The sequence below is a fragment of the Mesonia maritima genome, assembly GCF_042433895.1.
In the GTDB taxonomy this organism is placed as follows: Bacteria; Bacteroidota; Bacteroidia; order Flavobacteriales; family Flavobacteriaceae; genus Mesonia; species Mesonia maritima.
Genome location: NZ_JBHLUA010000012.1, coordinates 88,430 through 112,770, shown reverse-complemented (window position 1 = coordinate 112,770; position 24,341 = coordinate 88,430). Strand labels below are relative to the sequence as shown.

At 34.6% G+C, this 24,341-nt stretch carries 19 protein-coding genes; 15 read left to right on the top strand and 4 right to left on the bottom strand.

Annotated features, from left to right (window positions below; genetic code table 11):
• Positions 1-27: 27 nt before the first annotated feature.
• Together ACFFGL_RS07260 and ACFFGL_RS07255 are read right to left on the bottom strand one after the other, a co-directional pair.
• Positions 28-651, bottom strand: coding sequence for a metallophosphatase domain-containing protein (locus tag ACFFGL_RS07260; RefSeq protein ID WP_309727053.1), 624 nt, complete (start codon positions 649-651; stop codon positions 28-30).
• Positions 652-714: 63 nt separating this feature from the next.
• The gene (locus tag ACFFGL_RS07255) at positions 715-918 is read right to left on the bottom strand and encodes a hypothetical protein (protein WP_378928214.1); all 204 of its coding nucleotides are present in this window, start codon (positions 916-918) and stop codon (positions 715-717) included.
• A 180-nt stretch (positions 919-1,098) separates the two neighbouring features.
• On the opposite strand from ACFFGL_RS07255, the gene ACFFGL_RS07250 reads away from it, so the two are divergent.
• Positions 1,099-2,610: an AsmA family protein gene (locus ACFFGL_RS07250; protein WP_309727054.1), complete on the top strand. Its 1,512-nt coding sequence runs from the start codon at positions 1,099-1,101 to the stop codon at positions 2,608-2,610.
• Here ACFFGL_RS07250 and ACFFGL_RS07245 read toward each other — a convergent pair.
• On the bottom strand, positions 2,603-3,436 hold the full coding sequence (locus ACFFGL_RS07245; protein ID WP_309727055.1) for a universal stress protein: 834 nt from the start codon (positions 3,434-3,436) through the stop codon (positions 2,603-2,605). The two genes, ACFFGL_RS07250 and ACFFGL_RS07245, sit on opposite strands and share 8 nt — an antisense overlap.
• Positions 3,437-3,602: 166 nt before the next feature.
• On the opposite strand from ACFFGL_RS07245, the gene rimP reads away from it, so the two are divergent.
• From rimP to ACFFGL_RS07215, 6 genes are all read left to right on the top strand, one after another.
• Positions 3,603-4,064 carry a ribosome assembly cofactor RimP gene (rimP, locus tag ACFFGL_RS07240; RefSeq protein WP_309727056.1) on the top strand — a complete coding sequence of 154 codons (462 nt, stop codon included), beginning with the start codon at positions 3,603-3,605 and terminating at the stop codon, positions 4,062-4,064.
• Between the two features lie 12 nt (positions 4,065-4,076).
• Positions 4,077-5,309: a transcription termination factor NusA gene (gene nusA / locus ACFFGL_RS07235; RefSeq protein ID WP_309727057.1), complete on the top strand. Its 1,233-nt coding sequence runs from the start codon at positions 4,077-4,079 to the stop codon at positions 5,307-5,309.
• Between the two features lie 65 nt (positions 5,310-5,374).
• The gene (infB, locus tag ACFFGL_RS07230) at positions 5,375-8,137 is read left to right on the top strand and encodes a translation initiation factor IF-2 (RefSeq protein WP_309727058.1); all 2,763 of its coding nucleotides are present in this window, start codon (positions 5,375-5,377) and stop codon (positions 8,135-8,137) included.
• A gap of 331 nt (positions 8,138-8,468) precedes the next feature.
• Positions 8,469-8,801 (top strand): hypothetical protein, encoded by a 333-nt coding sequence (locus tag ACFFGL_RS07225; RefSeq protein WP_309727059.1) that lies wholly within the window; start codon positions 8,469-8,471, stop codon positions 8,799-8,801.
• The gene (locus tag ACFFGL_RS07220) at positions 8,770-10,170 is read left to right on the top strand and encodes a hypothetical protein (protein ID WP_309727060.1); all 1,401 of its coding nucleotides are present in this window, start codon (positions 8,770-8,772) and stop codon (positions 10,168-10,170) included. Before ACFFGL_RS07225 ends, ACFFGL_RS07220 begins: the two co-directional genes overlap by 32 nt.
• Before the next feature lie 481 nt (positions 10,171-10,651).
• Complete coding sequence (locus tag ACFFGL_RS07215) at positions 10,652-11,674, top strand: T9SS type B sorting domain-containing protein (RefSeq protein WP_309727061.1); 1,023 nt, start codon at positions 10,652-10,654, stop codon at positions 11,672-11,674.
• Between the two features lie 18 nt (positions 11,675-11,692).
• Here the strand turns inward: ACFFGL_RS07215 and ACFFGL_RS07210 are convergent, their stop codons facing one another.
• Entirely contained in the window at positions 11,693-12,082 is a 390-nt protein-coding gene (locus ACFFGL_RS07210) for an SPOR domain-containing protein (RefSeq protein WP_309727062.1), read from the bottom strand.
• A gap of 225 nt (positions 12,083-12,307) precedes the next feature.
• On the opposite strand from ACFFGL_RS07210, the gene ACFFGL_RS07205 reads away from it, so the two are divergent.
• The 8 genes from ACFFGL_RS07205 to ACFFGL_RS07170 are packed head-to-tail and all read left to right on the top strand — an operon-like array spanning position 12,308 to position 24,293.
• Positions 12,308-13,678: a c-type cytochrome gene (locus tag ACFFGL_RS07205; RefSeq protein ID WP_309727063.1), complete on the top strand. Its 1,371-nt coding sequence runs from the start codon at positions 12,308-12,310 to the stop codon at positions 13,676-13,678.
• A 28-nt stretch (positions 13,679-13,706) separates the two neighbouring features.
• Entirely contained in the window at positions 13,707-16,772 is a 3,066-nt protein-coding gene (locus ACFFGL_RS07200) for a TAT-variant-translocated molybdopterin oxidoreductase (protein ID WP_309727064.1), read from the top strand.
• A 33-nt stretch (positions 16,773-16,805) separates the two neighbouring features.
• Positions 16,806-18,608 (top strand): NrfD/PsrC family molybdoenzyme membrane anchor subunit, encoded by a 1,803-nt coding sequence (gene nrfD / locus ACFFGL_RS07195; RefSeq protein WP_309727065.1) that lies wholly within the window; start codon positions 16,806-16,808, stop codon positions 18,606-18,608.
• A gap of 1 nt (position 18,609) precedes the next feature.
• Entirely contained in the window at positions 18,610-19,131 is a 522-nt protein-coding gene (locus ACFFGL_RS07190) for a DUF3341 domain-containing protein (RefSeq protein WP_309727066.1), read from the top strand.
• A 7-nt stretch (positions 19,132-19,138) separates the two neighbouring features.
• Positions 19,139-19,894 carry a c-type cytochrome gene (locus tag ACFFGL_RS07185; RefSeq protein ID WP_309727067.1) on the top strand — a complete coding sequence of 252 codons (756 nt, stop codon included), beginning with the start codon at positions 19,139-19,141 and terminating at the stop codon, positions 19,892-19,894.
• A 33-nt stretch (positions 19,895-19,927) separates the two neighbouring features.
• On the top strand, positions 19,928-21,316 hold the full coding sequence (locus tag ACFFGL_RS07180; protein WP_309727068.1) for a quinol:cytochrome C oxidoreductase: 1,389 nt from the start codon (positions 19,928-19,930) through the stop codon (positions 21,314-21,316).
• Positions 21,317-21,345: 29 nt separating this feature from the next.
• Positions 21,346-22,422, top strand: coding sequence for a cytochrome c oxidase subunit II (locus ACFFGL_RS07175; protein ID WP_309727069.1), 1,077 nt, complete (start codon positions 21,346-21,348; stop codon positions 22,420-22,422).
• 35 nt (positions 22,423-22,457) lie between these two features.
• Complete coding sequence (locus ACFFGL_RS07170; protein WP_309727070.1) at positions 22,458-24,293, top strand: cytochrome c oxidase subunit I; 1,836 nt, start codon at positions 22,458-22,460, stop codon at positions 24,291-24,293.
• Positions 24,294-24,341: the final 48 nt, after the last annotated feature.

The following is a 24,341-nucleotide window of genomic DNA, read 5'->3' as shown; positions in this document are numbered from 1 at the left end:
GGAAAAAACTTCTTTTTTTATACTTTTTTAAAGAGTTAGTTTAATAGGATTATTTATAAGTGAATAAGAGTCATTAAATGAGGTAGCATTTACAAAGGTAGTTTCTGAGAATTTTACGATTCCGTAGTTGTTGTGCATATGACCGAAAATATGAAATTGTGGTTTAATTTTTTTTACTCGATCTCTTAAAATTGCGCATCCTAAAGCATCTTGCTCATAAGATTCATCTAAAATATCATAAGGTGGCGTATGGGTTATTAAAATATTTGTGTCTTTTGGGATCTTGTTCCAATGCTGTTCAATTGTTGGTGTATCTTTTCCGAATGCCCATCGGTTAGGGATTGGCGTGTGCGGCGCGCCCCAAAATTTTAAATTATTTATTTCAACTTGATCATCGCATAAATAATGAACTGATTCTGGAATAAGTGTTTTCAATTCTTTTTCTGAAGCACTTTCTAAATAAAAATCATGATTTCCCGCAATGCAGATTTTGTGTGTGTGAGGTTGATTTTTAAACCACTCGAAAAATGATTTTAATTCCCGTTTAGTTCCTGATTCGGTGATATCACCGGCGTGAATTAAAATATCTCCTTCTGGAATATGAAGATCTTCGTGTTTATTATGCGTGTCTGAAATACAAATTATGGTCATGCGTAAAAGAATACAAAAAAATCCGATGGAAACATCGGATTTTTCAAAGAAATAAAATATTGTTTAATTCTGTTGTTGTGGTTGTTCGTTTTCTTCAAAAGGCAATAATTTATGCCCAAATTTTATTACCACTATGCAAACAATAATTGCACTTAGAATAAAGAAAAAGAATCGCGCAAGTAAGCTTTCGCTTAAAAGCAAACTGTATATTCCTAAGCCAATTTCGGCTATAATGAAAAGTGCAAAAACAAAAAGTTTAATTAACATAGGTTGTAAATTATGTGGTAAATATAAGTTTGTAACCCGTTACAAGTCAAGTTAAAAGATGAGTTTAGCTGAAATTTAACTTGTAGAAAATAATTACTTAATGTTTTTAAGTTAAAAACTCTTAAAGTAAACGTTATTCGTGAAAAGAATGATAAATTGGAATCTCTTAAAAACAACTAAGTGAATTATAAAAAGACTTTAAAAATTGCGGGAATTTGCATTCTTGTTTTCATCATTGGCTATGTAGGATTGCATTTTTACGCGAAATATAAAATTTCTTCCGCTTTAGATGATAAGGTAAAAAAAGGTGAATTAAGTTATACCGATTTCAATTTAAACCTTTGGTCTAGAACTGTTAAGTTTGATAGTATTCATTACCAGAAAAAAACGATGGAGGTTTCGGCTACTTCTTTTTCGTTGATCGATTTGAGCTATTCAAAATTTTTGTTCGACAAAGAAATTGTTATTGATGAAATAAATATTCAACATCCTGTCATTCATTATATAAATAAGAAGAACGAAGATTCGGCAAAAAAATCAACTAAATCTAAAAGCGGAAAACCAATTTTAATTAAAAATGTTTCTGTAAATGACGGAAGATTTACAATGCGAAATGATTCTATCGAGTTGTTAAGCGCAGAAAAATTCAATTTAAATGCTGAAAATATTGCAGTAGATAGTATTAGCAAGCAACAAAAAATTCCGTTTACTTATAAAAAGTTTCAGTTTTCGGTGGCTAACTTAGCATACGATTTAAATAAACTTCAAAAACTTCAGCTTCAAAAATTAAGTATTTCAGAAAAAAATGTAAATGCTTTCGATTTAGTCTTATTGCCAAAATTATCCAGAAAAGAATATGTTGAGGTAATTCCGTATGAAAAAGATTTAATGAAATTAAAAGTCGACTCGTTGGCGATTTCTAACTATAATTTTACCTTTCAAGACGAAACGCCGGTTTTTAAATCGCCTCTTATGAAATTAAGCGGACTAGATTTTAATATTTATCGTGATAAAACGGTGAAAAACGACACGCGAAAAAAAGCGCTTTACAGCAAAATGTTGCGTGAACTTTCGTTGAAATTAGCGATCGATAGTTTGCAGCTTTCTGGTGCCAATATTACCTATGAAGAATTAATTAAAAAAGATAGAGATCCCGGAAAAGTTGTTTTTGAAAATTTAAACGCAAAGATTGCAAATGTCACCAATCTGGATTTAGACCGAGAAAATTTCCCGGAAACCAATATTGATATTTCTACTTCATTTATGGGGAAATCTCCACTTGATGTACAATGGAATTTTAGAGTTAACGATACTACCGATTATTTTACGATTAAAGGAAGTTCATTTTCTATTCCGCCGCCTTCCATTAATTCGTTTTTTAAACCCGCGTTTAATATGCGCGCAACCGGCTCTGGAATTGAGGAAGTATATTTTAATTTTTCAGGAAATAGTAATCAAGCTCGAGGTCAGCTAAAATTGGTGTATGATAAATTTAAAGTTGAAGTTTTACAGAAAGATGGTAAAAAGAAAAATACTATTTTAAGTATAGCCGCAAATTTATTGGTTAATAAAAAACCGAAAAATGGGTCTATTGCAGAACATGTAGAAGGTGTAAAAAGAGACAAGACCAAATCGTTCTGGAACTATTTTTGGTCTTGTCTTCAAGCAGGTTTAAAAAAATCGCTTATTTAATTTTAAAAGTAACCACTGGACGTTTTGCGTGATTTACCAAGTCTTCGCTAATACTTCCGTTTAAGAAATGTGCTAAGCCTTTTCTTCCGTGCGTGCTAATTCCTATTAATCCCGCATTCATTTTAGCTGAAAAGTTTAAAATACCTTTTTCTATACTTTCGTCATTATAAACGGTAATGGTGTGTTCTCCCATTTCAACATCATTAATAAATCCATTAATGCGTTTTTCAATTTTAGAAGTAGTTTTGAATTTATTCGCAGTATTAATGTAAACCAAGTGCATTTTTGCGCCAATAGTTTTTGCAAATCTTATCGCCTCTTTAAAAGAAGCTTTTCCTTCATCTACAAAATCTGAAGCAAACACAAAGTTTTTCACATCAAACAACGGAATATTATTTTTAATGACTAACACCGGTAAATCGGCATGGCGAACAACTTTTTCTGTGTTTGAGCCAATAAATACTTCTTTTAGTCCGCTTGCGCCGTGAGAACCCATAACAATAAGGTCGCAACCTTTTTCTTTGCTCACTTCCATAATTCCTTCAAAAGCTTCATGAAATTGCACCGTTTCGTGCACTTTTATACCTTCTAAGTAATCACGGCTCATCATATCTTCGAAGCGCTGGTGCGCTAATTTCATAAAAAACAAAGCTTCTGGTGGGTTAGAGTTGTTCTCTTGTGTTGTAGGGTCAATTAATTCCATAGGCAATTCAAGCATATGCAATAGAAAAATCTCTCCATCGTATTTTTTAGCCAATTGTGCTGCAACTTTAAGGGCGTTTTCAGCTTGTTCAGAAAAATCGGTAGGGACGAGAATTTTTTTCATATTAAGAAAGGTTTTTAGTTGATTAAAAGTTATTATTTAAAAGTACAAATAAATTTCATTCTGCATCTAATTTATTATGTAAGAAATTATTACTATATTTGCAGCACGAAGAAAGAAATCGATAATCGAGGGGACAAAAAGTCCCCTCTTTTTATAACTATTTTCAATGCAGAAGGAACGAGTTAAAGAATTGTTAGAGAGCGCTTTAAATGAAAACCCATCGTTGTTTTTAATCGATTTTGAAATTAATAACAATAACCAAATCTTAGTGGTTATAGATGGCGATAAGGGCGTTTCTGTAAACGATTGTATAGAAGTAAGTCGAAAAATTGAACATAATTTAGATCGAGACGAAGAAGATTTTTCTTTAGAAGTAACCTCGGCAGGTGTTTCTACACCATTACGACTGCCACGCCAGTTTAAAAAAAATGTAGGAAGAAAGCTTACCGTAAAAACTGAAAAAGAAACGATAGAAGGAAAATTAGAAGAAGCCGGCGAAGAAACAATTTTGCTAAAATGGAAAGCAAGAGAGCCAAAACCGGTAGGCAAAGGAAAAGTAACCGTAAAAAAGGAAGCTGCTTTGTCTTACAACGATATTGTTGAAGCAAAAGTGATGATAACATTTTAATTAAAGTTTGATATGGAAAATATCGATTTAATCAACTCTTTTTCAGAGTTTAAAGATGATAAGTTGATAGATCGCGTTACCTTAATGGCGATCTTAGAAGATGTATTTAGAAATGCTTTGAAGAAGAAGTTTGGAGAAGATGATAATTTTGATATTATTATAAATCCCGATAAAGGAGATTTAGAAATATGGAGAAATCGTGTGGTTGTTGCCGATGGTGAAGTAGAAGATGAAAACCAAGAAATCGCGTTATCGCAAGCTAGAAAAATCGAACCTGACTTTGAAGTTGGTGAAGATGTATCTGAAGAAGTAAAATTAATAGACTTAGGTCGTCGTGCTATTTTGGCTTTACGTCAAAATTTAATTTCTAAAATTCATGAACACGACAACACAAATGTTTATAAGCAATTTAAAGAATTAGAAGGAGAGATTTATTCAGCTGAAGTTCACCATATTCGTCATAAAGCTATAATTTTGCTAGATGATGAAGGAAATGAATTGGTTATGCCTAAAGATCGTCAGATTCCTTCAGACTTTTTTAGAAAAGGAGAAAATGTAAGAGGAGTTATCGAAAGTGTAGAATTAAAAGGAAATAAACCTATCATCATACTTTCAAGAACAGCACCTATTTTCTTGGAGCGTTTATTCGAGCAAGAAATCCCTGAAGTTTTCGATGGTTTAATTACCGTTAAAAAAGTAGTAAGAATTCCAGGTGAAAAAGCAAAAGTAGCTGTAGATTCTTATGACGATAGAATAGATCCTGTAGGAGCTTGTGTAGGTATGAAAGGTTCAAGAATTCACGGAATTGTACGCGAATTAGGAAATGAAAATATAGATGTAATTAATTACACAACAAACGACCAACTGTTTATCACACGCGCATTAAGTCCTGCAAGAGTAACTTCCATTAAAATTGATGACGAAGGAAAACGTGCAGAAGTAATGCTAAAACCAGAAGAAGTTTCAAAAGCTATTGGTAGAGGTGGTCACAATATTAGATTAGCCGGGCAATTAACCGGTTTCGAAATCGATGTATTTAGAGAAGGTGTAGAAGAAGATGTAGAATTATCAGAATTTTCAGATGAAATTGAAGATTGGGTAATTAAAGAATTTTCAAGAATCGGGTTAGATACCGCAAAAAGTATTCTTGAAAAAGATATAGAAGATTTAATTAAAATTACAGATCTGGAAGAAGAAACCATTAGAGATGTCGTTCGGATCTTAAAAGAAGAATTTGAAGATTAATTATATTTGAGGTATAATTAAGATCAATATAATTAAGAATAAAAGAGGTAATTTAGAGGCAATTTATGGCTGAAGCAAAAACAATGCGATTAAATAAAGTTTTACGTGAATTCAATATTTCACTTGATCGGGCTGTGGAATTTTTAACTTCCAAAGGCTATGATATTGATGCGCGTCCAACTACAAAAATTTCTGAAGAAGTATACCAAGTACTGTTTGATGAATTTCAAACCGATAAAAGTAAAAAGGTAGCTTCTAAAGAAGTAAGCGAAGAGCGTAAGAAGGAGAAAGAAGAACTTCGTTTAGCGCGGGAACGTGAGCAATTAGAAAAGCAACGTAAACTCGAAAAGGAACGCGAAGAAAAAGAGAAAGAAGAGGAAATTGTGAGAGCTCGTAAAGAATTAAACGGGCCAAAACAAGTTGGTAAAATAGATTTAGAAAAAAAATCGCAGCCTACTAAACCTCAAAAAACTTCAGATTCAGAAAAGCCCAAACCTCAAGCTGCTGAAAAAGAAGAAGAATCTAAAACTGAAAAATCTTCAGAAAAAGCCTCGCCAGCTAAAACCGCTCAACCAACTTCAAAAAAAGAAGAACCAAAGAAAGAACAGCCTAAAAAGGAATCTTCTGAAAAAAGTAAAAAGAGCGAAGAAGAAGTTAAAGAAGAGCGTTTAGAAACGAAGTACAAAAAACTAAACGGTCCTAACTTCACAGGAGAAAAAATAGATCTTAGTCAGTTTGATAAAAAGCCAGCTAAGAAAAAAGAAGATAAAGACAAGCCTGGTGCTAACAAAGGAAAGAAAAAACGTCGTCGCAGAATTAGCAAAGACGGAAATACTGGCGGACCAGGAAACAATAAAAAAGGCAACTTCAAAAAAAGTGGAGCAGGAGCTAAAAAACGCCGACCTGTAACCAAAGAAGAGCCAACAGAAGAAGAAGTACAAAAGCAAATTAGAGAAACGCTTGAAAAACTTCAAGGTAAATCCAGCAAAGGAAAAGGTGCTAAATATCGTCGAGATAAGAGAGATCAACACCGTCAAAAATCAGAAGAAGAATTAGCGCAACAAGAACAACAAAGCAAAACCCTTAAAGTAACCGAATTTGTTACCGTTAGTGAAGTTGCTACTATGATGGACGTTCCGGTAACGAAAGTTATTTCAGCCTGTATGTCGTTAGGAATGATGGTGACAATGAATCAGCGTCTCGATGCTGAAACACTTTCTATTGTTGCTGAAGAATTTGGTTTCGAAGTAGAATTTGTAACCGCAGATTTAGAAGAATCGGTAGAAGTTGTAGAAGACAATCCAGAAGATTTAGTGCATAGAGCGCCAATCGTAACCGTAATGGGTCACGTAGATCACGGGAAAACTTCCTTATTAGATTACATTCGTAAAGAAAATGTAATCGCCGGAGAAAGCGGTGGAATTACGCAGCATATTGGAGCATACGGAGTAGAATTAGAAAATAACGAAAAAATTGCTTTCTTAGATACTCCAGGTCACGAAGCCTTTACGGCAATGCGTGCTCGTGGGGCACAAGTTACCGATATTGCAATTATTGTAATTGCAGCCGATGATGATGTGATGCCGCAAACAAAAGAGGCGATTTCACACGCGCAAGCTGCAGGAGTTCCTATTATTTTTGCGATCAATAAAGTTGATTTGCCAACTGCAAATCCAGAAAAGATAAAAGAAAAACTTGCTGGGATGAATCTTCTAGTTGAAGATTGGGGAGGTAAAGTTCAGTCACATGATATTTCCGCTAAAACCGGAAATGGTGTAAAAGAATTATTAGAAAAAGTTTTACTTGAAGCTGAAATTCTTGAATTAAAAGCTAATCCAGATAAGTTAGCTACCGGAACTGTGGTAGAAGCTTATTTAGATAAAGGTAGAGGATATGTTTCTACAATTTTAGTACAAAGCGGAACCTTAAAAATTGGAGATTACGTTCTGGCGGGAACTACAAGTGGTAAGATTAAAGCCATGCATGATGAACGTGGTAACGATGTTAAATCTGCCGGTCCATCAACACCGGTTTCAATTTTAGGTTTAGACGGTGCGCCACAAGCGGGTGATAAGTTTAGTGTAATGCAAGATGAGCGTGAAGCAAAAGATATTGCAGCAAAACGTACACAACTTCAGCGCGAACAAAATGTGAGAACGCAACGTCATATTACCTTAGATGAAATCGGAAGACGTATCGCCTTAGGTGACTTTAAAGAATTAAACATTATCTTGAAAGGTGATGTAGATGGTTCTGTAGAAGCCTTAACTGATAGTTTCCAAAAATTATCTACAGAAGAAATTCAAGTGAATATTATTCATAAAGGCGTAGGAGCAATTACAGAAAGTGATGTATTGTTAGCTTCGGCATCAGATGCGATTATTATTGGATTTAATGTACGACCTGCAGGAAGTGCAAAACAAGTTGCTGATAAAGAAGAAATCGATATTAGAACATATTCTATCATTTACGATGCGATAAATGATTTAAAAGATGCGATGGAAGGTATGTTGTCTCCTGAAATGAAAGAGGAAATTACTGGAAATGCTGAAATCAGAGAAACGTTCAAAATTTCTAAAGTTGGAACAATTGCCGGTTGTATGGTAACCGATGGTAAAATATATAGAAACAGTCAAATTCGATTAATTCGTGACGGTGTGGTAGTTTATACCGGAGAGCTTGCTTCGTTAAAACGTTTTAAAGACGATGCGAAAGAAGTAGCGAAAGGTTATGAATGCGGATTGCAAGTAAAAAACTATAACGACATTAGAGAGGGCGATGTAGTTGAGTGCTTCCGAGAAGTAGCTGTAAAAAAGAAATTGAAATAAAATAACAGGCACATAATTATATATAAAGGCTATTCAATATTAATTTGAATAGCCTTTTTTAATGAGTAAGATAATTCGGACAATCCTAACGGCCGCGCTATCCGCTATATCTTATTATGGAAAATATTTTAAAAAGTCAAACCTTCCATAAGACTTCATTTTTTCTGCCAAAGAAATTGTTTTAATAAAAAAACATAAAAAGTATGTCGCTGCTATCGCTATTGCAATAACACTTTCAGTAAAAATTTTCTTTCACCTTCTTGCATATAGAAAATTTTAACTTTTGTTTCATAGCCTAAATGCTTATTTTTAATGAGTTAACTGATTTTGTATGAAACATTTATGCTTTTTGATATTTTTTATTGCAGTACAAAGCTTTTCACAGTCTTTTCAAGGAACTCCGTTTTCATTGTCTCAACAGTTTAATGGGAATTATGACTTTACGGCTATTGGAAATACATTGAATCCAAATGATAACGTTAACAATTTTGGTTCACTCAGCTGTAATATAAATAATTCTTCAAGTGCAACTTTAAATTTAAATCCAAATCAAACTGTGGAAGCTGCTTATTTATATTGGTCAGGTTCTGGACCAGAGACAGGAAACGAAACCGTTCAATTAAATGGAAATAATGTCACAAGTACTTTGTACTTTAACTTCTAATGCTACTTTTGTGCCACAATCATTCCTCTATCCTGCCTCATTTCACCAAATATTTTCTTGCTATGCAGATGTCACAAATATTGTTCGAAATTCTGGTAATGGTATATACACACTTACAGGATTAAATTTAACAAATTACCTTTCTCAAAATTCACAATACTGCTCTTTATCCTTTAATTATGCTGGTTGGTCATTATTAATTGTTTATGAAGACTCAAGTTTAAATCCTAGACAAGTAAATATTTATAATGGTTTTAAAGTACTTTCTAACATTGGAGGGTTAGCTACTAGCATTAATATAAACTTAAACAATCTTGATGTTAGTAGTACGAGTAATTCAAAAGTAGGTTTTTTAGTTTGGAATAGCGAAACTATTAATTATACATTTCCTCAATTTGAAGAAAACGTTAAATTTAATAACAATATATTATCTAACCCGCCCTTAAACTCAGTTGGAAATATTTTCAACAGTACAAATTCCTATACGAATTCCAATACATTATGGAACATGGATCTCGACTATTTTGACATTTCTCCTTATATTTCTATTGGCGATACTTCTGCCAATATAATATTCGAATCTTTTGATGATAGATGTGCTTTCCAGTATATTGTTACTTCCATACCCAACGAGTTGCCCGATGCCACTGTAGAAATTGCTACTACTAATTTTAATGCATGTCAAGCTGGTTTTTTAGAGGTTGAGTTTACCGTTTTTAATACTAATGCCACAGATGTTTTGCCTTCCGGTACGCCGGTCAGTTTGTTTTTAGAAGATAACACCGGGAATTCGGTTTACATTACTACGGTCAATACCACACAGAATATCCCCATAGATGGTAGCGAAACCTTAACAACCATCATCACTGTTCCGACCAATACCGCAAGCCCTGGAGAGCTTTTTGTAGATGTTAACCGCGATACTGCCGGCAATCAACCAATTGCCGAGAATAACAAACAGAACAATACCGATAGCTTAATAATAACGCTTCCCGAAGCCCCGCCAAACCCTTCTTTAGATAATATTTCACAGTGCGGCACGCCTAACGAAACCGAAATTAATTTAGAAGAGGCTACAACCAATATAGATAAAAATTTGTATACTATCAGTTTTCACGGCTCGCAAAATGCAGCCGAGAACGGTCAAGCCGAAATTACCTCACCTAATTTATACATTCCAAGTTCGCAAACCGAAACTATTTTTGTACGGGTAGAAGATGGCAGCGGTTGCTTTTCAACAGGCAGTTTTCAAGTAGACCTTTGCCGCTTCCACAAATTGAAGATCCCACGCCGCTGGCTTCCTGCGAAGAAAACCCCACCAGTAGTACGGCAGTTTTCAGCTTTCACAAAAAGATTCAGAAATCAATAAGGCTACCGGAAATGCGGTCACTTATTATGCAAGTCAAAAACAAGCCGAAGAAGGTGATGCTTCAAATCAACTTCCCGATCCCTATCTTAACCAAGTCGAGCAAATTATTTTTGCACGAGTAGAAGGTGCAAACGGCTGTTTTGCCATTACCGAATTAGAATTAGAAGTAAGCCAGGCCCCAGAACTAAGTTTACAAAGTTTTAATAGCTACGCCTGTGGAGAAACAGCGCCCAACGAAGGAATTTTTGATTTAGAAGAAAATTCAGCAAATTATGTAAGTTCTAATACGGGGAATATTCAATTTAGTTTTTATACTAATCAAAGCGATGCAGAAAATGCCAACAACCCTATTTCAGATCCGGAAACTTATACCGGAGGTGAAGGGGAGCTAATTTACCTTCGGGTAGAAAACAGCGAAGGCTGTTTTTCTATTGCCGAAATTTTCCTTTCCATTAGTAGCCTTCCACAAGTAAACACTAATGTGGAAAATATCGTGGACTGTGATACACAAAAATCAATAATAGACCTGACCGAAAAAGATGAAGAAATAAAGCGCTCAGCAGGAAATAACACAAGTGTTGAGTATTATTTAAGCCAAGCCGATTATGAGAATACCAACCCTATTCAGGATCCACAAAATTTTAAACCGACAAGCCTACCCACAACTATTTACGCTGCGGTGGTTGATGAAACTACTGGGTGCCATTCAGAAACAGTAAACTTTTCAATAGCTATCACTGAATTACCGGATCTTAATTTTAATCAGCGACTAGAAGACCTGATAATTTGTGTAGAGCCTCAAACCGGTGCAGCCCTTGAAGGCGAAATTCCAATCGTATTGGAAACAGGAATTGATCCAAATCAGTATGATATTGAATGGTCACGAGATGGAGAAATATTATCCGAAACAGGTAGCAGTCTTGAAGTCTTGCAAGCCGGGAAGTATCAAGTAAAAATAATAAGTGTTCAAAATCTTTCGACTTGCTCAACCACATCTTCTGTAGAAATTACAGAAAGCAGCGCACCTTTATTTGAAGTGAATAACATTGGCGAAGGTTCCATCCGCATAGAAAATGTAAAAGGCTATGGGGAATATGAATTTTCTGTAAATAATAGTCCTTTTAGGCAACTTACAACGACCAGTCTAATCTTTGAAAACCTAAATGGCGGAATAGCAAGCATTGTTGGACGTGACCAAAATGGATGTGGAGAACTTATAAAAGAAATCCTAATTTTAAATTTCCCTAAATTTTTCACACCTAATAATGATGGTCAGAACGATTATTGGAATATTCCAGCGCTTAGAAATCAGCAAGGTGTCAAAATCTATATCTTTGATCGTTTTGGTAAACTTTTAAGTAGTTTTAGCGCAAGCTCTAGAGGCTGGAATGGCACATACAATGGAAAACAAATGCCTTCTGATGATTATTGGTTTATGGTAGAATATCTAAATGAAAAAGGGAATCCAAAAAAAATTAAAAGGAACTTTACTTTGATAAGGTAAATCTGATTAAACAAGAATTTAACCTTTCGGTTTAAAAATAAATGCACTTTTAAAATCTTCTTTCAATTCTAAAAATGCGCGTTCTGCTTCTAATTTATTTCTAAAATCTCCGACCCAAACCTTGTAATTTGGAGTTTCAAACTCAATGCTCGAAGGCCATTTGGTATACGTTCTTTCAAACTCTTTCTTTACTTTATTTGCTTCTGCTAAGGTAGAGCCATAAAAAAGTTGAATTTTATAACGTTCACCTAACTCATTATTTTCTGTCATCTTCGATTTTAAAATCAATAATTCAGGAATTAATGGATCTTGTTCTATAGAACTTGTTGCTTGCTGGGCACTAACGGTTATGCTGAAAGTAATACAACTTGTTAATAATAAGTATTTTAAGGCGGGTATTTTAATCATAATTAAGTTCAATTTTATACAAAAGTAAAACTAAAAAACTAAAGTTAGGTGTACTTTATTATTTAGAAGTATTATAAATTACCCATTAACAGTTCCCTAACATTCCTAAAATCATCTTTAAGTATTACTTTTGTGCTTGAATTTTTGCAGTGCAATTTGCTTAGAAAAGCCTAACTTATTCACTATAAAAATCATACCAAATTAAGATGCTAATTCGACTGTAATATGAAAAAGGTGAGTATCCGCCATTCAATTTCAAGAATACTACTTTTCTCGGTAGTACTTTTATTATCATTTTCTCATAATGCTATAGCGCAAGAAGAGAGTCAGGCAGAAAAAGTCAGTGAAGCAAAAGGTGAAGCTAGTAAGGAGCCTGCTACTGATGCTGGTGCGGCTGCATCTTCTATGGAAGGCGACCCTGCAAAAGGAAAAGAGCTTTTCAATTCTTTGTGTGCGGCTTGTCATAAACGCTATAAACGATCAACCGGTCCTGCGTTAAATGGGGTGACTGGTCGTCATGAAAGAGAATGGTTGTATCAATGGATTAAAAATAGTCCAGAAATGATTGCTGCGGGTGATCCTGAAGCGGTTGCTATTTATGAAGAGTATAATCAAACAGCGATGACTCCTTTTCCGCAGTTATCGAATGAAGATATAGATAATATTCTTGCATATGTAGAGCAGCCAAAACCTGAGCCGAGTAATGCTGCTACTACTGCAGGTGGTGAAAATCAAGGTGGTGGTTCTGGAAGCGGAGTTTCAGTTGAAATTATTTTAGGAATTCTTGCATTCGTATTGTTATTGTTAATCGGAGTGCTTGTATTAGTGAATAAAACTTTAAATCGTTTTGCTACGGCAAATAATATTGAAGTTGTTCAATCGTCAAAAAGAAAACCAATTTGGAAAGCATTTGTTGAAAATCAGTTTTTAGTGATTGTTTCTGCAATCTTCTTACTGTTGGCTTCAGCTTATTTTGTGTATGGTTATTTGATGCAGGTTGGGGTAGATCAAGGTTATGAACCTGTACAGCCAATTCATTATTCACATAGAATTCATGCTGGGGATAATCAAATAGAATGTAAATATTGTCACTCTTCGGCTAGAGTAAGTAAAACTTCTGGAGTTCCATCTTTAAATGTTTGTATGAATTGTCATAAATCTATAAGTGAAGTTGCTCCTGAAACAGCTACCGAAGATTATTCAAAAGAGTTTTATGATGGAGAGATTGCTAAGTTGTATGATGCGGTAGGTTGGGATCCAGCTACGCAATCTTATAGCGGAGAGCAAAAACCTGTAAAATGGGTTAGAATTCACAATCTTCCGGATTTTGCATATTTCAATCACAGTCAGCACGTGAGTGTAGCAGGGATTCAGTGTCAAAAATGTCACGGTCCTGTGGAGGAGATGGAGATTATGAAGCAACACGCGCCGTTAACAATGGGTTGGTGTATTAATTGCCACAGAGAAACGAACGTACAAATGGAGGGTAACAAATATTATGAAAAAATCCACGAAGAGTTGTCTAAGAAATATGGTGTAGAGCAATTAACTGCTGCAGAAATGGGTGGAATTGAATGTGGTAAGTGTCATTATTAATTTATTAAGAAGCTAATTTTATTTATATATGTCATCAAACAAAAAATACTGGAAGAGTGTTGAGGAGCTAAACGAAAATAGCCCTGTTGTTGAGAAGCTTCGACAGAATGAGTTTGTAGAGGAAATTCCTACAGATGAATTTTTGGGTGATAAAGAATCTCTAGAAAGTTCAGCTACTTCTAGAAGAGATTTTTTGAAATTTGTTGGGTTTAGTACTGTAGCGGCTTCTTTAGCTGCTTGTGAGGGACCTGTTACAAAAACAATTCCTTACGTAGTTCAGCCAGAGCGTATCGTTCCTGGTGTAGCTAATTATTATGCTACAACAATGGCAGATGGTTTTGATTTTGCTAGTGTTTTAGTAAAGACAAGAGAAGGAAGACCAATTAAAATTGAAAGTAATAAACTGTCTAAAGCTGCGCTTGGTGCAAATGCGAGAGTGCACGCTTCAGTTTTATCTCTATATGATAATAAAAGATTAAAGCGTCCTCAAATTGAAGGAAAAGATGTTTCTTGGGAAGAGTTGGATCGTCAAGTTGGGAATGCTTTACAGAATGCAGGTGGTCAAAAAGTATTATTGACTTCTACTATGGCAAGTCCATCTACAACTAAATTAATAAAAGAATTTTCAGCTAAATATTCCAATATAAAGCATATTGTTTACGATGCAGTTTCTGAAGATACTGCTTTAGATGCTTATCAGATGAAATACGGTGAGCGAGCTTTAGGAAATTATGATTTTTCAAAAGCTGAAACCATTGTTTCTGTTGGAGCAGATTTCTTAGCAGATTGGCAAGCCGGTGGAAACGACGTTAGTTATGCTAAAAGTCGTATTCCTAAAAACGGGAAAATGTCACGTCATATTCAGTTTGAAGGAAATATGACACAAACTGGAGCGAAAGCAGACAAAAGAATTCCTGCAAAGCCTTCTCAGCAAAAAGCTGTATTAGCTGCTATTTACAATTATGTTGTAGGTGGTGCTAAAAATAGTTTGTCTCCTGCTTTAGATGATGCTGTAGTGAAAGCTGTTCGTCAATTAAGAAAAGCTGGTTCAAAAGGAGTTGTAGTTTCTGGTATTACAGATGTAGATGCGCAACTATTAGTTTTGCAAATTAATGAAGCTTTAGGAAGTCAAATAATGGACAAGAATAATCCTAAAGTTATTCGTCAAGGAAATGCTAAAGAAGTAGCGCAATTGGTAAAAGATATGAATTCAGGTAGCGTTGGCGCTTTATTGATTGCCGGTGCAAACCCTGCGTTTAGTTTGCCAAATGCCGAAGATTTTAAAGAAGGAATGAAGAAAGTTGATGTTTCTGTCGCTTTTTCAATGAAGAAAGACGAAACCGCTAAACTTTGTAAATATATCGCGGCTACTCCTCATTATTTAGAAAGTTGGGGAGATGTGCAGTTTACTAAAAACAACTTTAGTTTAATGCAGCCTACTATTCGTCCGTTATTTGATACGAGGCAATTTCAAGATACGCTTTTAAAGTGGACAGGTTCAGAAAATAATTACAGAGATTATATTAAAGAAACCTGGTCTGGAAGTGTTACTTCTTGGAATAAAGCATTACACGATGGAGTTTTTGAGGCTTCTTCGCCTGTAAGTTCTGCTTCTGAAGGAGAAATGGGAGCGATGCCGACTCCGAATTATTCTTCTGCAGTTAATAATCTTACAAAATCTGATAATGAAAGTGAGTTTGAGCTTACTTTATATACAAAAGTATCCTTAGGTGATGGTCAACAAGCGAATAATCCTTGGTTGCAAGAATTTCCAGATCCATTAACACGTGTTTCGTGGGATAATTACTTGGTAATTTCTAAAGCAGATGCTGATAAATTAGAACTTGAAAATCCTACAGTTTCAAATGGTGCTTTAAATGGTAGTTATGTAAACCTTAAAGTTGGTGAAACGGTAGTTAAGAATGTTCCGATTCTAATTCAACCAGGTCAAGCAAAAGGAGCTGTTGGTTTAGCATTAGGTTACGGTAAAAAAGAAGCGGTTCAAAAAGAAATGCAAGTTGGGGTAAATGCTTATCCTTTATATAAGAATTTCAGTTCTCTTCAAAAAGTAACCATTGAAAAAGCTGAAGGAATTCACGAATTTGCTTGTGTGCAGTTACAAAGCACAATGGCAGGTAGAGACGATATCGTTAAAGAAACCACACTAGAGGTTTTTAATACAAAAGATAAACATTATTGGAATCCTATTCCTGAAGTAGATTACGATCATAATGAAATTTCAGTAAGAGAAGAAAAAGCTAGTCTTTGGAATGAATTTGATAGAAGTATAGGGCATCATTTTAACCTTTCTATCGATTTAAATGCTTGTACAGGTTGTGGAGCTTGTGTTATCGCATGTCATTCTGAAAACAATGTTCCTGTCGTAGGAAAAGAAGAAGTAAGAAAGTTTAGAGATATGCACTGGTTGCGCGTAGACCGTTATTATTCTTCTTCTGATACATTTAAGCAAGAACAAGAAGATTTAGAGAATCTAGGAGCTTTTGAAACCTATGATAAAGTTGAAAATGCTTCTTATGATAATCCTGAAGTTGCGTTTCAGCCAGTTATGTGTCAGCATTGTAACCACGCACCTTGTGAAACTGTTTGTCCAGTTGCGGCAACCTCTCACGGACGTCAAGGTCAAAACCATATGGCATATAATAGATGTGTGGGTACAAGATATTGCGCAAACAACTGTCCGTATAAAGTGCGTCGTTTTAACTGGTTCTTATACAGCGAAAACGAAGAGTTTGATTACCATATGAATAATGACTTAGGAAGAATGGTTCTTAATCCTGATGTGACAGTAAGATCTCGTGGGGTTATGGAGAAATGCTCTATGTGTATTCAGATCACGCAAAAAACAATTCTTGATGCGAAACGCGAAGGAAGAGAAGTAGGAGATGATGAATTCTTTACAGCTTGTTCTCGCGCTTGTGATCAAGGAGCAATGACCTTTGGTGATATTAATAATAAAAACTCCGAAATAGTTGAAAAGAAAAATGATGATCGAATGTATCATTTATTAGAAAGCACAGGTACAAAACCTAATGTGATGTATCAAACTTTAGTAAAAAACACAGGAGATTTATAAAATTAGTTAAAGAATCAATTATTAATTAAGAATATGTCGTCACATTACGAAGCACCCATAAGAGAGCCTTTAGTTACTGGAGAAAAGTCTTACCACGATGTAACTGTAGATGTTGCAGCTCCTGTTGAAGGAAAAGCCAACAAGTCTTGGTGGATTGTTTTCTCTATTGCCTTAGTAGCATTTTTATGGGGATTAGGTTGTATTATATATACCGTTTCTACAGGAATTGGATCTTGGGGATTGAACAAGACCATTGGTTGGGCTTGGGATATTACCAACTTTGTTTGGTGGGTAGGTATTGGTCACGCAGGAACATTAATTTCTGCTGTACTTTTATTATTCCGTCAAAAATGGAGAATGGCTGTAAACCGTTCCGCAGAAGCGATGACTATTTTCGCGGTGGTTCAAGCGGGTCTTTTCCCAATTATTCACATGGGTCGTCCTTGGTTAGCTTATTGGGTATTACCAATTCCAAATCAATTCGGTTCACTTTGGGTAAACTTTAACTCACCTTTACTTTGGGATGTATTTGCAATTTCTACGTATTTATCTGTATCATTAGTTTTCTGGTGGACAGGTTTACTTCCAGATTTTGCAATGATTCGTGATAGAGCTACAAAACCATTTCAGAAGAAAATATATAGCATTTTAAGTTTCGGTTGGAGTGGTCGTGCAAAAGATTGGCAACGTTTTGAAGAAGTTTCTCTTGTACTTGCAGGTTTAGCGACGCCATTAGTACTTTCTGTACATACGATTGTATCTTTTGACTTCGCAACTTCTTTGGTTCCAGGATGGCACTCGACAATTTTCCCTCCTTATTTCGTTGCCGGAGCTATTTTCTCAGGATTCGCAATGGTACAAACCCTTCTTATTATTATGAGAAAGGTTATCAATTTAGAAAACTATATCACAATTCTTCATATTGAATATATGAATAAAGTAATAATTCTTACAGGAGGAATTGTAACGGTGGCTTATATTACTGAATATTTTATAGGTTGGTATTCTGGTATTTCTTATGAAAATTATACATATTTATCTTTTGGTGCCGCAACCGGACCTTATTGGTGGGCTTTTTGGGCGCTAATTACGTGTAACTTTATTGTGCCGTTAACACTTTGGATTAAGAAATTAAGAAGAAATATTGTTTGGACATTCTTAGTAGCACTTGTTATTAATATAGGAATGTGGTTTGAGCGTTTCGATATTATCGTAATTTGTTTAAGTAAAGGTAGAACGCCATCTTCTTGGGCAATGTTCTCTCCAACATTTATAGATATTGGAACATTCATTGGAACAATCGGTTTCTTCTTTGTATTATTTTTATTGTACGCTAGAACATTCCCTGTAATTGCGCAAGCTGAAGTAAAAACAATTTTGAAATCTTCTGGAGATAAGTATAAAAGGTTAAGAGAAGAACACGGAGATGATCATGATTTAAGTGAAGTTGAGCAATATCCTGCTTCCGGAGGTCCCGAAGCTAATATTGAAAGAAATGAAGGAGAAGATAGTTTTGATACTAATGAAGAAGATAATTCTCAAGAAAACGCTTTACTGAATACAGAAGAAAAACGTATTGCTGCAGAAAGAATTTTAGATAATGTAGGTAAATACAATTCTAAAACTACACCTGCAGATGATCTTGGTAAAATTGATGGAATTGGTCCTTTAACACAAGAACAGCTCCACGAGTTAGGTATTTTTACCTTCGATCAAGTAAGTAAATTAACAAGTAGAGATTATAAAGACCTAGGTTTAATTATAGAGACTTTTAACGCTTCTGTGGCAGAAGAAAAAGATTTCAAAGGTCAAGCACAAAAACTTAAAAATAACTAGTATGGCAGCAAAGGTTATTCAGGCTATCTATAATGATGACGATTTAGTTTTACAAGCAGTAAAGCAAATCAACGGTGAAAATTATTATGTATCTGAAGTTTTTTCACCTTTTCCAATTCATGGTTTAGATAAAGCAATGGGCTTAGCGCCTACTAGATTAGCAATAACTTCATTCTTATATGGGTTAACTGGTTTAACAGTAGCCATTTTAATGATGAACTTTATAATGATTCAAGATTGGCCTCAAAATATAGGAGGAAAACCAAGCTTTTCTTTCTTTGATAATATGCCAACATTTATTCCGATTATGTTTGAGCTTACGGTTTTCTTTGCTGCTCACTTAATGGTTATAACTTTTTATATGAGAAGTAAAATTTGGCCTTTTAAGAAAGCAGAAAATCCAGATCCTCGAACAACAGACGATCATTTTTGTGTTGAAGTAGAAGTTGCTAACCATAATGAAGAAGCTTTAGTTAAGTTTATAAAAGATACTGGAGCTTCTGAAGTAAAATTAATAGATTAATAAATCCATGAAAAGTTTATTTCGCATAATAACATTAATCGCTGTTTCTCTAATAGCAGTTTCATGCTTTCAGGAAAATGATAGAAATTATCAATATTTTCCGAATATGTATAAATCGGCTAGCTATGAAACCTATTTAGAATACAACACCGGTGTGTTTGAAAACGGTCAAGAAGCAAAACTTCCGGTGGAAGGAACAATTCCTAGAGGATGGATGCCTTACGAATATGAGGCTAGCAATGAAGGCTACGAAAATGCTAAAGCTAATTTAGAAAATCCTTTACCGTATACTGAAGACAATTTAAATAAAGGGAAAGAACTTTATACAATTTACTGTGCGATTTGCCACGGAGATAAGGGTGATGGAAAAGGGACACTTGCTCAGCGAGAGAAAATTTTAGGTATTCCTGCTTATAATGATGCAGGAAGAGCAATTACTGAAGGAAGCGTATATCACGTAATGTTCTACGGTTTAAACACTATGGGTTCATACGCATCGCAAACAAACGAATTTGAACGTTGGCAAATAGACCATTATGTAATGGATTTAAAGCGTCAATTAAATGGAGAGCCTAAACGTGAATTCGAAAAGGTTGATATGGAAAATCCATCAAGTATGAAAAAAGGAATCGTGTTAAGAGATATTGAAGTTGAAAATCATAACGCGCAAGATTCCTTACACACGAATGGAGCTGAAAACTCTACTATGGAAATGCATTCAGAATCAGAAATGAAAACTGAAGAAACTTCCAAAAAGAACTAAATAAAAAGATTAAACTGCATTATATTTTTAGATATGTACAAGCTATCTGGTAAAGTAAAATTAATTTCTATCATTCTAATCGTAGTAGGTGCGTTAGGTATTGGGTACGGTTTTATAACCGCTCCGTCTACGATAGACGAAGCAAAAGAAATTCTCGCTGCAGAACATAGCGGCCACGGTGAAGGACATTCATCTTCAGAAAATACACACGCTGAAGAAAATAATACTTACCATTCTACAGAAATGAATTCAGCTGCTCACGGCGAACACGCTTCTGAAGCTAATTCTCACGCTGAAGAAACCGCCCACGGCGAAAATCATGAAGATGAACATTTAGAACACGTGTTACATCAATTGCAAACAAAACCTTGGTCTGCTACTTTTATTGCTGCATTTTTCTTTTTAATGATTGCCTTAGGAGTATTAGCTTTCTATGCTATACAATATGTTGCTCAAGTAGGCTGGTCTCCGGTTTTATTTAGAGTGATGGAAGGAATTACAGCTTACGTTTTACCAGGTTCAATTATTGTGCTTTTAATTGTGTTATTTGCAGGAGAACATTTTTTCCCTTGGCAAAATCATGAATTGGTAGCAGAAGATAAAATCTTACAAGAGAAATCAGGATATTTAAATTTTCCATTTTTTGTTATAAGAGCAATAATTTATGTGTTAGGTTGGAACTTATATAGATTTTTTGCTGTGCGAAACTCAAGAGCTTTAGCATCAGCTTCAAATTACGGTCCTTATAAAAAGAATTTCAAGTTTTCAGTTATATTCTTATTGTTCTTTATCATTACAGAATCTACCATGGCTTGGGATTGGTTTATGTCAATGACACCGCACTGGTATAGTACTTTATTTGCTTGGTATATTTTCGCTACAATGATTGTTTCAGCTTTAACAGTTATTGCAATCACCACTATAATTTTGAAGAAAGCTGGATATTTACCATTTGTAAATAATAGTCATTTGCACGATGTTGCTAAATTCATGTTTGGTTTCAGTATATTTTGGACTTACTTATGGTTTGGTCAATTTATGTTGATTTGGTACGCAAATATCCCAGAGGAAGTAACCTATTTCACTTTAAGAATGGAAGAATACAATTTATTATTTTTCGGAATGTTAGTGATCAACTTTGTATTCCCGATCTTAATATTAATGAATAGTGATTTTAAACGTATTCCTTGGTTTGTAGTTATTGCTGGGTGTTTTATTTTAGTAGGACATTATATAGATGTTTACTTATTAGTAATGCCATCTACAGTAGGAGCTCATGGGTCTTTCGGAATTACTGAATTTGCAGCAATCTTGTTTTTCTTAGGTCTGTTTTTACTAACGGTAGGATTCGGTTTAGGAAGAGCACCACTTAAGATTGAAAATAATCCATTCCTGAAGGAGAGTGAAAATTACCATTATTAAATAAATTATTTAAAGAAGATATTATCAAAATGACTGTATTTTTAATCATTGTAGTTATAGCGCTTTTAGGGATAACCTTTTGGCAGATGTCAAAAATCTTAAAACTATCCCAGTCTAGTAATACAGACAATTCACAGATCGCTAACGATAAGGACAACAAAACACAAGCATATTTAATGTTGGGGTTTGTAATTTTCCTCTATGTGTTTATGTTCTATAATTTCTGGAACTATTCCAAGTTTTATTTACCTGAAGCAGCATCGGCTCACGGGGACGATTATGATACATTAATGTTTATCTCTATCGGGTTAATCATGGTAGTTCAGTTAATCACCCAATTTCTGTTATATTTTTTCGCTTACAAATACAAAGGAGAAAAAGGGAAGAAAGCTTTGTTCTATGCAGATAATGATAAACTAGAATTTATTTGGACAATTATTCCGGTTATCGTTTTAGCAGGATTAATTATCTACGGACTATTTACGTGGTCAGATATTATGAATGTTGAAGAGGATAATGATGCGATGGTAGTTGAAATTTACGCATATCAATTCGGTTGGAAAGTTAGGTATTCAGGAGAAGATAATACGTTAGGAAAAGCCAATGTTCGTTTTATTGAAGGTGTAAATACATTAGGAGTTGACAAAAGTGATAGCTATGCAAAAGATGATAAAATTGCTAGCGAACTTCACTTGCCGGTAGATAAACAAGTATTATTTAAATTCCGTTCGCAAGATGTACTTCACTCTGCATATTTTCCATTCTTTAGAGCACAAATGAATGTTGTTCCAGGTATGATTACTCAGTTCAGCTTTACGCCAACTATTACTTCAGAAGAAATGAGAAATAGTGACTATATGGTAGAGAAGGTTCAAGAAATTAATGAAATAAGAAAAGAGCGTAGTAAGGAATTAGTAGCGCAAGGAGATTTGGCTTTAGAGCCCTACGATTTTGAATATTACTTGCTTTGTAATAAAATTTGCGGAGTTTCTCACTACAATATGCAGATGAAAATTGTAGTAGAATCTGAAGAAGATTTTAATAAGTGGATGGAAGAGCAAGAGGCCTTTGGAACCACTATGGCAAAACAAGAAGAGAAAAAATAACATACAATAAGTTTAAAGTAATATATAGTTAAGATATGTCAGCAATAGCAAATGCAACAGTAGCTCAAGATCATCACGGACACGATGATCACGGACATCATCATAAAGAAACCTTTGTCACGAAATACATCTTTAGCCAAGATCATAAAATGATTGCTAAACAGTTCTTGATTACAGGTTTAGTGATGGGAACTATTGGTATTTTAATGTCTGTATTATTCAGAATACAATTAGCTTGGCCCGAAGAGTCCTTTAAAATATTTGAATTTTTCTTAGGAGAGAAATATGCAGCCGATGGTGTAATGAATCCAGATGCTTATTTAGCATTAGTTACCATTCACGGTACCATTATGGTTTTCTTTGTACTTACCGCAGGTTTAAGTGGTACATTTAGTAACTTATTAATTCCGTTGCAAATTGGTGCACGAGATATGGCGTCAGGATTCCTAAACATGGTTTCTTACTGGCTGTTTTTTATATCAAGTGTAATTATGTTAAGCTCATTATTTGTAGAATCAGGTCCTGCTTCTGCGGGTTGGACTATCTATCCACCATTAAGTGCTTTACCTGAAGCTATTCCAGGTTCCGGAACAGGGATGACATTGTGGTTAGTTTCTATGGCAATATTTATTGCGCAGTCTTTAATAGGATCGCTTAACTATATAGTAACCGTAATAAATTTACGTACTAAAGGAATGTCTATGACAAGACTTCCATTAACAATTTGGGCTTTATTTATTACCGCAGTAATTGGGGTTGTTTCTTTCCCTGTACTTTTATCGGCAGCTTTAATGCTTATTATGGATAGAAGTTTTGGTACTTCTTTCTTCTTAAGCGATATTTATATAAAAGGTGAAGTATTAGCTCACCAAGGAGGTTCACCGGTATTATTTGAACATTTATTCTGGTTTTTAGGTCACCCTGAAGTTTATATCGTTTTACTTCCTGCATTAGGAATTACTTCTGAAGTAATTGCTACAAACTCTAGAAAACCAATTTTCGGTTATCGTGCGATGGTTGCTTCTATTTTAGCAATTGCGTTTTTATCGACAATTGTTTGGGGTCACCATATGTTCGTATCAGGTATGAATCCTTTCTTAGGTTCTGTATTTACTTTTACTACCTTATTAATTGCTATTCCTTCAGCGGTAAAAGCTTTTAACTATATTACAACGCTCTGGAAAGGTAATCTACAAATGAATCCGGGAATGTTATTTTCCATTGGTCTGGTTTCAACTTTTATTACCGGTGGTTTAACAGGAATTATCTTAGGAGATAGTACTTTAGATATTAATGTTCACGATACCTATTTTGTAATTGCTCACTTCCACTTAGTAATGGGTATTTCTGCACTGTACGGTTTATTTGCAGGGGTTTACCATTGGTTCCCAAAAATGTTTGGAAGAATGATGAATAAAAACTTAGGTTATATCCACTTCTGGGTAACTGCAATTGGTGCTTATGGCGTATTTTTCCCAATGCATTTTATAGGAATGGCAGGTTTACCAAGACGTTATTATACCAATACTAATTTCCCTTATTTCGATGATTTAGCGGATGTAAACGTTTTAATTACGGTGTTCGCGATTATTACAGCATTAGTACAATTAGTATTTATTTACAATTTTATAAGCTCTATTTTCTACGGAAAGAAAGCAACTCAAAATCCTTGGAAATCAAATACATTAGAGTGGACAACTCCTGTAGAGCATATTCATGGAAATTGGCCTGGAGCAATTCCTTCAGTATATCGTTGGTCTTATGATTACAGTAAGTTAAATGAAGATGAAACCGATTATGTAATTGCCGGTCAAGACTTTATTCCGCAAAATATTCCTTTACAAGAAGGAGAAGAAGAATTAAATCACTAAGAATTAAAAACTTCAGTTTATATCAAAAGCCTTTTCTGTATTCAGAAA

Bases quoted from the DNA above. Each gene is read 5' to 3' on its own strand.
- ACFFGL_RS07260 (WP_309727053.1), bottom strand. From the start codon at position 651: ATGACCATAATTTGTATTTCAGACACGCATAATAAACACGAAGATCTT.
- ACFFGL_RS07255 (WP_378928214.1), bottom strand. From the start codon at position 918: ATGTTAATTAAACTTTTTGTTTTTGCACTTTTCATTATAGCCGAAATT.
- ACFFGL_RS07245 (WP_309727055.1), bottom strand. From the start codon at position 3,436: ATGAAAAAAATTCTCGTCCCTACCGATTTTTCTGAACAAGCTGAAAAC.
- rimP (WP_309727056.1), top strand. From the start codon at position 3,603: ATGCAGAAGGAACGAGTTAAAGAATTGTTAGAGAGCGCTTTAAATGAA.
- nusA (WP_309727057.1), top strand. From the start codon at position 4,077: ATGGAAAATATCGATTTAATCAACTCTTTTTCAGAGTTTAAAGATGAT.
- infB (WP_309727058.1), top strand. From the start codon at position 5,375: ATGGCTGAAGCAAAAACAATGCGATTAAATAAAGTTTTACGTGAATTC.
- ACFFGL_RS07225 (WP_309727059.1), top strand. From the start codon at position 8,469: ATGAAACATTTATGCTTTTTGATATTTTTTATTGCAGTACAAAGCTTT.
- ACFFGL_RS07220 (WP_309727060.1), top strand. From the start codon at position 8,770: ATGTCACAAGTACTTTGTACTTTAACTTCTAATGCTACTTTTGTGCCA.
- ACFFGL_RS07210 (WP_309727062.1), bottom strand. From the start codon at position 12,082: ATGATTAAAATACCCGCCTTAAAATACTTATTATTAACAAGTTGTATT.
- ACFFGL_RS07205 (WP_309727063.1), top strand. From the start codon at position 12,308: ATGAAAAAGGTGAGTATCCGCCATTCAATTTCAAGAATACTACTTTTC.
- ACFFGL_RS07200 (WP_309727064.1), top strand. From the start codon at position 13,707: ATGTCATCAAACAAAAAATACTGGAAGAGTGTTGAGGAGCTAAACGAA.
- nrfD (WP_309727065.1), top strand. From the start codon at position 16,806: ATGTCGTCACATTACGAAGCACCCATAAGAGAGCCTTTAGTTACTGGA.
- ACFFGL_RS07190 (WP_309727066.1), top strand. From the start codon at position 18,610: ATGGCAGCAAAGGTTATTCAGGCTATCTATAATGATGACGATTTAGTT.
- ACFFGL_RS07185 (WP_309727067.1), top strand. From the start codon at position 19,139: ATGAAAAGTTTATTTCGCATAATAACATTAATCGCTGTTTCTCTAATA.
- ACFFGL_RS07180 (WP_309727068.1), top strand. From the start codon at position 19,928: ATGTACAAGCTATCTGGTAAAGTAAAATTAATTTCTATCATTCTAATC.
- ACFFGL_RS07175 (WP_309727069.1), top strand. From the start codon at position 21,346: ATGACTGTATTTTTAATCATTGTAGTTATAGCGCTTTTAGGGATAACC.
- ACFFGL_RS07170 (WP_309727070.1), top strand. From the start codon at position 22,458: ATGTCAGCAATAGCAAATGCAACAGTAGCTCAAGATCATCACGGACAC.